At 70.8% G+C, this 13,002-nt stretch carries 9 protein-coding genes; 8 read left to right on the plus strand and 1 reads right to left on the minus strand.

All coding sequences use genetic code 11. From position 1 onward, the window contains the following. The first annotated feature begins 80 nt into the window (after positions 1–80). Positions 81–1,334 (plus strand): MFS transporter, encoded by a 1,254-nt coding sequence (locus ACZ499_RS01040; RefSeq protein WP_468670845.1) that lies wholly within the window; start codon positions 81–83, stop codon positions 1,332–1,334. Between the two features lie 109 nt (positions 1,335–1,443). After that, on the plus strand, positions 1,444–1,965 hold the full coding sequence (locus ACZ499_RS01045; protein WP_468670847.1) for an LppU/SCO3897 family protein: 522 nt from the start codon (positions 1,444–1,446) through the stop codon (positions 1,963–1,965). Positions 1,966–2,089: 124 nt separating this feature from the next. On the opposite strand, the gene ACZ499_RS01050 is transcribed toward ACZ499_RS01045, so the two are convergent. Then, positions 2,090–3,532, minus strand: coding sequence for a CCA tRNA nucleotidyltransferase (locus tag ACZ499_RS01050; RefSeq protein ID WP_468670849.1), 1,443 nt, complete (start codon positions 3,530–3,532; stop codon positions 2,090–2,092). Positions 3,533–3,772: 240 nt separating this feature from the next. Here ACZ499_RS01050 and ACZ499_RS01055 point away from each other — a divergent pair, with 240 nt between their 5' ends. The 6 genes from ACZ499_RS01055 to trxB all read left to right on the plus strand — a co-directional run bounded on the left by ACZ499_RS01055 (position 3,773) and on the right by trxB (position 13,001). Then, a complete protein-coding gene (locus ACZ499_RS01055) occupies positions 3,773–6,118 on the plus strand; it encodes a DUF6049 family protein (RefSeq protein WP_468670853.1) in 2,346 nt (781 codons plus the stop codon). Positions 6,119–6,172: 54 nt separating this feature from the next. Continuing rightward, positions 6,173–8,344 carry a murein biosynthesis integral membrane protein MurJ gene (gene murJ, locus ACZ499_RS01060; RefSeq protein WP_468670855.1) on the plus strand — a complete coding sequence of 724 codons (2,172 nt, stop codon included), beginning with the start codon at positions 6,173–6,175 and terminating at the stop codon, positions 8,342–8,344. A gap of 129 nt (positions 8,345–8,473) precedes the next feature. Then, the gene (locus tag ACZ499_RS01065) at positions 8,474–10,201 is read left to right on the plus strand and encodes a protein kinase family protein (protein ID WP_468670858.1); all 1,728 of its coding nucleotides are present in this window, start codon (positions 8,474–8,476) and stop codon (positions 10,199–10,201) included. A gap of 50 nt (positions 10,202–10,251) precedes the next feature. Then, the gene (gene sigM, locus ACZ499_RS01070) at positions 10,252–10,965 is read left to right on the plus strand and encodes an RNA polymerase sigma factor SigM (protein WP_385536147.1); all 714 of its coding nucleotides are present in this window, start codon (positions 10,252–10,254) and stop codon (positions 10,963–10,965) included. Further along, a complete protein-coding gene (locus tag ACZ499_RS01075) occupies positions 10,962–11,933 on the plus strand; it encodes an anti-sigma factor family protein (protein WP_468670861.1) in 972 nt (323 codons plus the stop codon). Before sigM ends, ACZ499_RS01075 begins: the two co-directional genes overlap by 4 nt. A gap of 105 nt (positions 11,934–12,038) precedes the next feature. Continuing rightward, positions 12,039–13,001 carry a thioredoxin-disulfide reductase gene (gene trxB / locus ACZ499_RS01080; protein ID WP_468670863.1) on the plus strand — a complete coding sequence of 321 codons (963 nt, stop codon included), beginning with the start codon at positions 12,039–12,041 and terminating at the stop codon, positions 12,999–13,001. Position 13,002 lies beyond the last annotated feature (1 nt).

Raw genomic sequence — 13,002 nt, forward strand, 5'->3', positions numbered from 1 at the left:
GCCTCGGCTTCCACCCGACTGTTGAGGGTCCCTGTGCCGTGCCGGCGCGGGGGCCCTCTCCGTATGTGACGCTTGCACACATGCCTGTCGTGCGTGATCTGCGCATACTCCTGCGCCTGAGGAATTTCCGGCATCTGCTGGCTGTACGGCTGCTCTCCCAGGCGTCGGACGGCGTCTACCAGGTCGCGCTCGCCACACACGTCGTCTTCTCCCCCGAGAAGCAGACCTCGCCCGCGGCGATCGCCTCGGCCATGGCCGTTCTGCTGCTGCCCTACTCGGTCGTCGGCCCCTTCGCGGGCGTCCTCCTGGACCGCTGGCAGCGGCGCCAGGTCTTTCTGTACGGCAATCTGCTGCGGGCCCTGCTGGCCGGCTGCACCGCGCTGCTCCTGCTCACCTCGGCGCCCGACGCGCTCTTCTACACCTCCGCGCTCTGCGTCACGGCCGTCAACCGCTTCGTCCTCGCGGGACTTTCGGCCGCGCTGCCCCGGGTCGTGGACGAGGAACGGCTCGTCATGGCCAACTCCCTCTCGCCGACCGCCGGAACGCTCGCCGCGACAGCTGGCGGCGGGCTGGCCTTCGGGCTGCGTCTGGTGCTCCCGGCGGACGCCGCCACCGTGCTGCTCGGCTCGCTCCTCTATCTGTGCGCGGCCCTGTGGTCGCTGCGCCTGCCGCCCGGACTGCTGGGGCCCGACCCCGCCGCGGTGCGGCCCGGGATCGGCGCCGCGATCGGCACGGCGGCACGCGGACTCGCCGACGGGCTGCGCCACTTGCGGGAGCGCCGCGCGGCCGCACACGTGCTGATCGCGATGACGCTGATGCGCTTCTGCTACGGGGCGCTGACGGTGCTGGTGCTGATGCTCTGCCGGTACGCCTGGGCCGACAGCACCTCCGACGGGCTGGCGCTGCTGGGGCTGGCGGTGGGCATCTCGGGGGCGGGGTTCTTCGCGGCGGCCGTGGTGACACCGGGGGCGGTGGCGCGGCTGGGGCCCTACAGATGGATGGCGGTGTGCGCGGGGACGGCGGCGGTCCTGGAGCCCGCCCTGGGGCTGCCGTTCGCCTCCGCGCCCGTGCTCGTCGCCGCCTTCGTCCTGGGGCTGGTCACCCAGGGCGCGAAGATCTCCACGGACACCGTGGTGCAGTCCTCGGTGGACGACGCCTACCGCGGCCGGATCTTCTCGCTGTACGACGTGCTCTTCAACGTCGCCTTCGTCGGCGCCGCCGCGGTTGCCGCGCTGATGCTGCCGCCTGACGGAAAGTCGGCACTTCTGGTTGTCACGGTCTCTGTGATCTACGCGGCAGTAGCAGTGTTTATGACCCGCTTTCAGCGCGGCTGAGTGTCACATCAGGGCCACAGAGTCCCCTCCGGTAGCAGGGATGTCAGCCGGGCCCGCTACCTTACGGGCGTCCTACATCATCTGTTTTTCACCAAGGGGGAACCCCCAAGTGTCCACTCCGCCGCCCCAGGGCCAGAACCCGTACGCGCCGCAGCCCAACGCTCCCTACGGACAACCGCAGGGCGCAGCCCCGTACGGGCAGCCGCAGGGAGGCGCGCCGTACGGTCAGCAGCCGGGTCAGCCGGGAGTCCCGCCGCAGCAGTCGCCCTACTTCAACCAGGGCGGTCCGATACCCCACGCGCCGGCGCCCGCCCCGCCGCGCCGCAACGTCAAGAAGATCGTCCGGATCTTCGTCGTGGTGAGCGTCATCATCGCCGCGGCCGTGGGCTGGTACACCAGCCGCCATGACGCCGACACCGCCAAGGTCGGCGACTGCATGAGCATCGGCAACCCCGACTCCACGACCAACCCGGACCTGAAGGTCGTGGACTGCGGCGACTCCAAGGCCAAGTACAAGGTTGTCCAGAAGAAGGACGACGCCGGCGGCTGCGACCGCAACAAGTACTCGGAGTACACCGAGACGGGCGGCAGCAAGGACTTCACCCTCTGCCTGGAGAACTACAAGAAGTAGTCGTAGCAGGGACCTCAGGGGCGGTGTTTCACGTGAAACACCGCCCCCGGGCATATCGACCGGTCGCCGTGTTCCACGTGAAACCACGGCGCATGTTTCACGTGAAACGGCCTCGTGGCCGACCTCAGCCCTGCTGGGCCCACCACTCCTTGAGCGCCGCGACGGCCGCGTCATGCTCCATCGGCCCGTTCTCCAGGCGCAGCTCCAGCAGGTGCTTGTACGCCTGACCGATCGCCGGGCCGGGCCCGATCCCCAGGACCTCCTGGATCTGGTTGCCGTCCAGGTCCGGGCGGATCGAGTCGAGCTCCTCCTGCTCCTGGAGCTGCGCGATCCGCTCCTCCAGCCCATCGTAGGCCCGCGACAGCGCGGTCGCCTTGCGCTTGTTGCGCGTGGTGCAGTCCGAGCGGGTCAGCTTGTGCAGCCGCGCCAGGAGCGGCCCGCCGTCGCGTACGTACCGGCGCACCGCCGAGTCGGTCCACTCGCCGGTCCCGTAGCCGTGGAAGCGCAGATGCAGCTCCACCAGACGCGAGACGTCCTTGACCATGTCGTTGGAGTACTTCAGCGCGGTCATGCGCTTCTTGGTCATCTTCGCGCCGACCACCTCATGGTGGTGGAAGGAGACCCGGCCGTCCTGCTCGAACCGGCGCGTCCTCGGCTTGCCGATGTCGTGCAGCAGAGCGGCGAGGCGCAGCACCAGGTCGGGGCCGTCCTTCTCCAGGGCGATGGCCTGGTCGAGCACCGTGAGCGAGTGCTCGTAGACGTCCTTGTGCCGGTGGTGCTCGTCACTCTCCAGCCGCAACGCGGGAAGCTCGGGCAGCACGTGGTCCGCGAGCCCGGTCTCCACAAGCAGCCGCAGCCCCTCGCGCGGGTGTACGGAGACCAGCAGCTTGTTCAGTTCGTCCCGCACGCGCTCGGCAGAGACGATCTCGATCCGCTCGGCCATCGACGTCATCGCGGCGACGACCTCGGAGGCCACCTCGAAGTCGAGCTGGGCCGCGAAACGCGCGGCCCTCATCATGCGCAGCGGGTCGTCGGAGAAGGACTCCTCCGGGGTGCCGGGGGTGCGCAGGATGCGCTCCGCCAGATCCTCCAGGCCGCCGTGCGGGTCGATGAACTCCTTCTCGGGGAGTGCCACGGCCATCGCGTTGACGGTGAAGTCGCGGCGGACCAGGTCCTCCTCGATGGAGTCGCCGTAGGACACCTCGGGCTTGCGCGAGGTGCGGTCGTACGCCTCGGAGCGGTACGTGGTCACCTCGATGAGGTAGCCGTCCTTCTGGCAGCCGACGGTGCCGAACGCGATCCCGACCTCCCAGACCGCGTCCGCCCACGGGCGCACGATCTTCAGCACGTCCTCGGGGCGGGCGTCGGTCGTGAAGTCCAGGTCGTTCCCGAGCCGGCCGAGGAGCGCGTCCCGTACCGACCCGCCTACCAGGGCAAGCGAGAACCCGGCCTCCTGGAAGCGGCGGGCGAGGTCGTCGGCGACCGGGGAGACCCGCAGCAGTTCGCTGACCGCGCGGCGCTGCACCTGGCTCAGGGCGCTGGGGTTGTCTTCGTTGGCGTTCGGCACAACAGAAAAGGGTACGTGCCCCGGCCGACCGGGGCGTCACCGTTTCCGCCCGCCCCGGCTCACCCGTCCTCGCGGGCTCTCCACGGCCCCGGGAAGCCGCCTCGCCTGGCTCCCTGGCACACTCTTCCGATCACGTGGAGCAGTCCACGGCACTTCGCCACAGTCCACCTCGTTACCATGCGTGGACGCAGGAATCGACAATCACCGACACAGCTGACGACGACGAGGGACGGGCGACGCGTGGCCGAGGCGGCAGATTCTCAGGGGATGGGCCCCTCTCCTGCCCGCCGGTGGCTGCGCCGCTCAGCGGCGCTGCTCGTCGGCGCCCCCTTGATCGCCGGTCTGCTCTCCGGCACGGCCGCCACCACGGCGGCCCACGCCACCGGGGCGGCCGCACCGGGCAGAGCGGCTCCGGTCTCGCGCACCGTCCAGATGACGCTCGACTCGATGTCCCCCAGCGCCCCCGTCAAGAGCGACACGCTGACGATCTCCGGCACGGTCACCAACACGGGCAAGCAGACCGTCACAGGCGCCCATGTGGGCCTGCGGGTGGGCCAGCGGCTCAACGGCCGGACCGCGATCGACGACGCCTCCCAGCGCAGCGGCTACGCGCCGGGCCTGGACCCGGCCGAGGTCGGTGACAAGTACACGGTCAAGTTCGCGAAGCTTGCCCCCGGGATCAGCCGGGACTTCACCCTCTCGGTGCCGGTGAGCAAGCTGGGGCTGGGCGGCGACGGCGTCTACCAGCTGGGCGTCTCCCTGTCCGGGCAGACGGCGAACCAGCAGTACGAGCAGGTCCTGGGCATCCAGCGGACCTTCCTGCCGTGGCAGCCCGAGGCCGTCGACGGCAAGAAGTCACAGCTCACCTATATGTGGCCGCTGATGTCGTCGACCCACCTCACCGCGCAGACGGGCTCGGACGAGCAGCAGACCCCGGTCTTCGCCGACGACACGCTGGCCGCGGAGCTCGCGCCCGGCGGCCGGCTGGAGCGGATGGTCTCGCTGGGCAGCCAGCTGCCGGTGACCTGGGTGATCGACCCCGATCTGCTCGCCAGCGTCGACGCGATGACCCGCAACTACCGGGTCAAGTCCGGCGACACCGATGTGCCGGGCACCAACCAGGACGTGGCCAAGCAGTGGCTGGGCGAGCTCGAGGACGCGGTACAGGGCGAGAAGGTCGTCGCGCTGCCCTTCGCCGACCCGGACCTGGCCTCGCTCGCCCATCGCGGCAAGGACGTCTCCGGGTCGCTGAGCCATCTGCAGGGGGCCACCGAGGTGGCCGAGAAGACCGTGGAGACCATCCTCCATGTGACGCCTTCGGTCGACTTCACCTGGCCGGTGGAGGGCGCGGTCGACCCCTCGATCGTCGACGTGGCCACCTCGGCGGGCGCCCACAACGTGATCGCCCGCAGCGACAGCCTCCGCGAGACCGGCGGCCTCCTGTACTCGCCGTCGGCCGCGCGGCCGATCGGCGGCGGCACCACGGCCGTGGTCTCCGACGCCCGCCTCTCGACGGCGTTCGAGGGCGACATGTCCAGGGCCGGGAACTCCACCCGGGCCGTCCAGGAGTTCCTCGCCCAGACGCTGGCGATCACGCTCCAGGACACCGAGAAGCAGCGCAGCATCGTCGTCGCCCCGCAGCGGATGCCGTCCGCCAGCCAGGCCCAGACGATGGCGAACGCCATCCGCGCCCTGAGCGCGCAGCGCTGGACCGAGCCCCTCGACCTCACCGCGGCCGCCACGGCCAAGCCGGACGCGCGCGCCACCGCCCGGGTGCCCGGCTCCTCCTCGTACCCCGGGTCGCTACGCAGGCAGGAACTGCCGGTGCAGGCGTTCCAGGACATGAAGAGCACCCAGGGCACCCTGGACAAGTTCAAGGTCATCCTGACCGCGCCCGACCGCGTCGTCACGCCCTTCGGCAACGCCGTCAACCGCGAGATGTCGACGTCCTGGCGCGGCGACCGCGAAGGGGCCGTGATCTACCGGGCCGGGGTGCAGAGCTATCTGGACGGGCTCACCGGCGAGGTGCGGCTCATCCAGAAGTCCACGGCGACCATGTCGGGGCGCAGCGCCACCCTTGCCGTCACCGTGCAGAACCAGCTGGTCCAGCCCGTGGGCAATCTGGTGCTGAAGCTGGAGCCGAGCAATCCCTCCCGCCTGAAAGTGACCACCAACGAGGACGCGAACGGCGGACAGCCGGTCAAGATCGACGGCGGTCACAGCCAGTCGGTGAAGTTCACGGCCACCGCTAACGCCAACGGCCCCGTACAGGTGACCGCCCGGCTCTACACGCAGGACGGCACGCCGTACGGCGATCCGATGGAGTTCACGGTCAAGGTCTCCGAGATCACCCCCACCGTGATGCTGGTGATCGCCGGTGGTGTTCTGCTGCTCGTCCTCGCGGGCATCAGGATGTACACCCAGCGCAAGCGGTCGACGGCCCGGAAGGCGGCCGGGGAGACCGGGGAAGGCGACGGAGCGGAGGCGGACGGCGGCGACGATCCCGAGCAGCCGAGTGACCCGACACCGGACACCGGTCCGCAAAGCGGGGCCTCGCCCGGCACGGGTGAGAAAGTGGAGCATTGAGCTATCGCTATGCACCGTGGCCGGCCAGGCCGGGGACGATGAGGTGGGGTAACCATGAACGCGCCGTACGACGGTGACCGCGGGCAGGGCGCGGGCGGCGGCTCCGCGTCGTCCGGCAACACGCCCCCGGTGCCTCCCTACGCCGAGCAGGTGCCGCCGCAGCAGCCGGTGCCGGACCCGTACTTCCAGGACGCCTACGGCAACGATCCGTACCGGGCGCAGGATCTGTACGCCCAGGACCCGGTGACCGAGGCGCTGTACGACCGCGCCGCGCACCCGCCGCCGCCCCCGGGCACCTACGCCGAGCCGCAGCCGCTCTACCAGCAGCCGCCCGCCCAGCAGTACGCACCGGACCCCCGGATCTGGGCCCAGACCCCGCCGCCCGAGCCGGAGGGCCCCTCGCGCCGTCTGCCGTACGGCGACACCGCCCGCACCACGCAGTTCGTGGGCGTCGACGCCCTGGTCACCCAGGCGGGCGAGGAGCCGTCCGAGCAGGACGCCTTCGCGTACCTCTACCGCGACCAGCAGGGGTCCGGTCCGGCACCGGCCTCCCCGGAGCCCGAGCCGCTGCCCGCCACGCCACAGCAGAAGTCCGGCGGCCGCGCCTCCGGGCTGCTCAAGTCGAGCGCCGTGATGGCAGCGGGCACGCTCGTGTCGCGCCTGACCGGCTTCGTCCGCAGCCTGGTGATCACCGCCGCGCTGGGCACCTCGCTGCTGGGCGACACGTACACCATCGCGTACACCCTGCCGACGATGATCTACATCCTCACCGTCGGCGGTGGCCTCAACTCCGTCTTCGTGCCGCAGCTGGTGCGGTCCATGAAGGACGACGAGGACGGCGGCGAGGCGTACGCCAACCGGCTGCTCACCCTGGTCATGGTGGCGCTGGGCGCCATCGTCGCCATCGTCGTCTTCGCCGCTCCACTGTTGATCAAGCTGATGTCGGGCACCATCTCCGACGACACGGCCGCCAACAGCGTCGCCGTCACCTTCGCCCGCTACTGCCTGCCCACGATCTTCTTCATGGGTGTGCACGTGGTGATGGGCCAGATCCTCAACGCCCGCGGCAAGTTCGGCGCGATGATGTGGACCCCGGTCCTCAACAACATCGTCATGATCGGCACGTTCGGCCTGTTCATCTGGGTGTACGGCACGTCGGCCGAGTCCCGCATGGGCGTGCAGACGATCCCGCCGGAGGGCATTCGCCTCCTGGGCCTCGGCACCCTGCTCGGCTTGGTCGTCCAGGCTCTGGCGATGATCCCGTACCTGCGGGAGACCGGCTTCCGCTTCCGGCCGCGCTTCGACTGGCGGGGCCACGGTCTCGGCAAGACGGTCCAGCTCGCCAAGTGGACCGTACTGTTCGTGCTCGCCAACCAGGCCGGCGTCCTCGTCGTCACCCAGCTCGCCACGGCGGCCGGAAAGGCCTCCGGGGAGCACGGAGCCGGCTTCCTCGCCTACTCCAACGCCCAGCTGATCTGGGGCATGCCGCAGGCGATCATCACCGTCTCGGTGATGGCGGCGCTGCTGCCGCGCATCTCCCGCGCCGCGCACGACAACGACCCGGGCGCGGTCCGCGACGACATCTCGCAGGGCCTGCGCAACTCGGCGGTCGCGATCGTCCCCGTCTCCTTCATGTTCCTCGCGCTCGGCGTCCCGATGTGCACCCTGCTGTACTCCAGCAGCGGCGTCGAGGCGGGCCGGTCCATGGGCTTCATCCTGATGGCGTTCGCACTGGGGCTGATCCCGTACTCGGTGCAGTACGTCGTACTGCGCGGCTTCTACGCGTACGAGGACACGCGGACGCCGTTCTACAACACGGTCATCGTGGCCGCGGTGAATGCCGCGGCCTCGGCCGCCTGCTATGTGATCCTGCCCGCCCAGTGGGCAGTCGTGGGGATGGCGGGCGCGTACGGTCTGGCCTACGCGGTGGGCGTCGGGGTGGCCTGGCGCCGGCTGCGCAACCGTCTGGGCGGCGACCTGGACGGAACGCGCGTCCTGCGTACGTACGCGAGGCTGTCCCTGGCGGCCGTCCCGGCGGCCGCGATGGGCGGCGCGCTGGGCTACGTCGTCCTCAAGGGGCTCGGCCAGGGGGCGCTCGGCTCGCTGGTCGCACTCGTGGCGGGCGGGACCGTGCTGCTCGGTGTCTTCTTCGTCGCGGCGAAGAAGATGCGGATCGAGGAGCTCAACTCCATGGTCGGAATGGTGCGGGGACGGCTCGGACGCTGAGTCCGTTCACTCGCGCACAACCATCGTCCGCCGCCGTGTGTCGTGCATAGCGCCGGACTGTGGGCACAATTGGCAGGACTTTGCATGGCTGGCCGACAGCACGCAACGGATGGGGAGGCAGGAACGACGGTGGCGGAACGTAGCACGGCTGCCGTCGACGTGGCCGACAACAGCGGCGAGAACCCGCTGACCGCCAAGGCGGACGGGGCCACGACCGACGGGGTGGCGGAATCCATCGATACGGCAGACACGGCGGAGCAGGGCCCCGGCGACACGGGCGGTGAACGGAAGCCCGCCGAGCCCTCCATCGCCACACCGGAGTTGCACAGCGGCCACAAGCTCGCCAGACGCTACCGGCTCGAAGAGTGCGTCACCCGTCTGGACGGTTTCAGCAGCTGGCGGGCGGTCGACGAAAAGCTCCGCCGCGCCGTCGGGGTCCATCTGCTCCCGGCGGACCACCCGCGGGCGCGTTCCGTGCTGGCGGCCGCCCGCTCGTCCGCGCTCCTGGGAGACCCGCGCTTCGTCCAGGTCCTGGACGCGGTGGAGGAGAACGACCTCGTCTACGTGGTCCACGAGTGGCTGCCGGACGCCACCGAGCTGACCGCGCTGCTGGCCTCCGGCCCGCTGGAGGCGCACGACGCCTACCAGATGGTCACCCAGATCTCCCAGGCCATGGCGGCGGCCCACCGCGAGGGCCTCGCGCATCTGCGGCTGACTCCCGGCGCGGTCCTGCGGACCTCCTCGGGGCAGTACCGCATCCGCGGGCTCGCGGTGAACGCCGCACTGCGCGGCATCACCTCCGACACGCCCCAGCGGACCGACACGGAGGCGATCGGCGCGCTGCTGTACGCCTCGCTGACCCAGCGCTGGCCGTACGACAGCGATGCCTACGGCCTGCACGGGCTGCCCAAGGGCGTCGGCCTGATCGCACCCGACCAGGTGCGCGCGGGCGTCCACCGGGGCCTTTCCGAGCTCGCGATGCGGGCACTGGCCAACGACGGCGCCACCGCGTCGCGCCAGGAGCCGGCCTGCACCACGCCGGACGAGCTGGTCAAGGCCGTCTCGGCGATGCCGCGGATCCGCCCGCCGGAGCCCGCGTTCACCGCGCCGCCCGAGTACCAGCGCACCACCTACCAGCAGGGCACCTACGGCCGCCCGCCCGCTGGACCGCACCCGGCGGTCACCCAGGTCGTGCCGGCCCCGCCGCCCACGCTCCAGGGCCGTACCGGCAAGGCGATCAAGTGGGCCGTCTCGGCGCTGCTGATCGCCGCGCTCGGCCTCGGCAGCTGGCAGCTCGCGGACACCCTCCTGGGCCACGACAAGGGCTCCGGCGAGTCCGGGACGTCCCAGCAGCCGAACAAGAGCGACGGCGACAAGCCGAAGGCGCCGGTGCCGCTGAAGATCCAGGGCGCGGAGGAGTACGCTCCCGACGGCAACCTGCAGAGTGCCCAAACCGTGGGCAATACGTACGACGGCAACACCTCCACGTACTGGCGCTCCAAGAGGTACAACGACGGCCCCAAGCTCGCCCCCTTCAAGCAGGGTGTGGGCATCGTCTACGACCTCGGGTCCGAGAAGGACGTGTCGGCGGCGTCGATAGCACTCCGGTACAGCGGCGACCACACCACGCTGGCGCTGTACGCGGCGGACTCCATGTCGCCGAGCGCGCCGGTCGGCTCGATGAAGCAGATCGCGACCACGACGACGAGCGGCACCTCGGCCGATCTGAAGGCGACGAAGCCGGTGAAGACCCGCTATGTCGTCCTGTGGCTCACGGCGGCGCCCTACGCACCCACCGACGATTTCAGCGGAGCCGGTTACAAGCAGGCCATAACGGACGTCAAGTTCACCGGCTGATCCGGAAGGTCCGGCAGGAAGATCCGACAGCGCGGGGAGGGGGCTCACCGTTGGACGACGCCACATACGGCGGCGCGAGCGACCAGGACCTTCTGGCCCGCCATGTCGACGGTGACCCCGACGCCTTCGGCGAACTCGTCCGGCGCCACCGGGACAGACTCTGGGCGGTCGCCCTGCGGACGCTCGGCGACCGCGAGGAGGCCGCCGACGCCGTCCAGGACGCCCTGGTGTCGGCCTACCGGGCCGCACACACCTTCCGCGGCCAGTCGGCCGTCACGACGTGGCTGCACCGCATCACGGTGAACGCCTGCCTCGACCGGGCCCGCAAGGCGGCCTCCCGCAAGACCTCGCCGGTCGACGACGCGGAACGCCTGGAGCTGCTCCTGGAGCCCCACGAGTCGGCCGAGGCCCCCGCGGAGCGCCAGGACCTCCACCGGCAGCTGGTGAAGGCGCTGGGGACGCTCCCGGCCGAACAGCGGGCCGCCCTGGTCCTGGTCGACATGCAGGGCTATCCGGTGGCGGAGGCGGCGGAGGTCCTCGACGTACCGGTGGGAACCGTCAAAAGCCGCTGCGCCCGGGGCCGGGCGCGGCTGCAACCCCTGCTCAGTCATCTGCGCGGTGATGCGGGCGATACCGGGGATAGCCAGGAGCGCGGTGGGGGAAGGAACCGGACGCCGGGGACATCCGTCCCACCTGCGTCGGGACCAAGGGACGCAGGACCGAATGATCCTGCTGCTGTGAAGGGCGGAGGTGGGCGCACGTGACATCCACGGCCGACATGACTCAGCACCCGGACGTCTCGGAGATCTCCGACCTCCAGGAGGGCCTGCTGCCCCCCTCCCGTACGGCCGCCGTGCGCCGGCACCTGGACGGCTGCGATCTCTGCGCGGACGTCCACGCCTCCCTGACGGAGATCCGCGAGCTGCTCGGCACCTTGCCCGGGCCGCCGCGCATGCCCGCCGACGTCGCGGGCCGGATCGACGCGGCGCTGGCCGCCGAGGCCCTCCTCGACGCCACGGCGCCCACCGGGACGCCCGTACCCGTGGGGGCGACCGCGGTATCCGTCGCAGGGGGAGCGCCTGCCGGCGCCGAGACGGGCGAGGACGCGGCGCATGTTTCACGTGAAACATCGCTCGGATCCGTCGCTGCCGACGCTCCCGCGGCGGACCGCCCGGCCGGGCGCTCCCGGGCAGCCACCGGACCCGGCCGCCCCCGCACCCCTCGGCGTCGCCGCACGGCCGTGCTCGGAGCTGTCTTCGGCGCGGCGGCGATCGGGGTGGGTGTCTTCCTGGTGCAGACGCTCCAGCCGTCCGACGACAACCCCGCCCAGCAGTCCGGCATCGCGTCCCGCCAGCAGCACGGGGACGTCTTCTCCGGGACCTCCCTAGCCGGGCAGGTGCAGACCCTGCTGTCCTCGCGGCCCGCGCTGGAGAGCGCCGGGACCTCCCCGTCGGGCAAGAAGCCGGACCTCGGCCTCACGTCCAACTCCCCGAAGCTCGGCGTCGATGTCACCGTGCCGCCGTGCGTCCAGGCGGGCACCGGCCGGACCTCGGAGCCCCCGCTCGCCGCCGAAACGGGCGAGTACCAGGGGACCCGGGCATACCTCGTCGTCCTTCCGCACCCCACGGACACCTCACAGGTCCAGGCGTACGTCGTCGACGCGGCCTGCGAGACCGCGGCGCCCGACGCCAAGGGCAAGCTGCTGCTGACCCACGCCTATCCCCGTCGCTGAGACGCTCCGGGAATGCTCGCCCCGTAGGATCCGTTGGGTGGGGTGAGAGTCCTGGACCGGGCCCCGGTAGGCAGTAGGCAGTCCGCAGAGACGAGGAAGAAATCCGTGAGCGACGTCCGTAACGTGATCATCATTGGCTCCGGGCCGGCCGGCTACACGGCTGCGCTCTACACCGCGCGTGCGTCGCTTCAGCCGCTGGTGTTCGAGGGCGCCGTCACCGCCGGTGGCGCCCTGATGAACACCACCGAAGTGGAGAACTTCCCCGGCTTCCGCGACGGAATCGTGGGCCCCGACCTCATGGACAACATGCGGGCGCAGGCCGAGCGCTTCGGCGCCGAGCTGGTCCCGGACGACGTCGTGGCCGTCGACCTCAGCGGCGAGATCAAGACCGTCACGGACACCTCCGGCACCGTCCACCGCGCCAAGGCCGTCATCGTCACGACCGGCTCCCAGCACCGCAAGCTTGGGCTGCCGAACGAGGACAAGCTCTCCGGGCGCGGTGTCTCCTGGTGCGCCACCTGCGACGGGTTCTTCTTCAAGGACCAGGACATCGCCGTGGTCGGCGGCGGCGACACCGCGATGGAGGAAGCGACCTTCCTCTCGCGCTTCGCCAAGTCGGTCACCGTCGTCCACCGCCGGGACAGCCTGCGCGCCTCCAAGGCGATGCAGGAACGCGCCTTCGCCGACCCGAAGATCAAGTTCGCCTGGGACAGCGAGGTCGCCGAGATCCACGGCGACCAGAAGCTCTCCAGTCTGACCCTGCGCAACACCAAGACCGGTGAGACCTCCGAGCTGGCGGTGACCGGCCTCTTCATCGCCGTGGGCCACGACCCGCGCACCGAGCTCTTCAAGGGCCAGCTCGACCTGGACGACGAGGGCTACCTCAAGGTCGCCGCGCCCTCCACCCGTACCAACCTGACCGGTGTCTTCGGCGCCGGTGACGTGGTGGACCACACCTACCGCCAGGCGATCACCGCCGCCGGTACGGGCTGCTCCGCCGCTCTCGACGCCGAGCGCTTCCTGGCCGCGCTCGCCGACGACGAGAAGGCCACCGCGGCCGCCGTCTGAA

It is taken from the genome of Streptomyces sp. NPDC031265 (assembly GCF_055570295.1).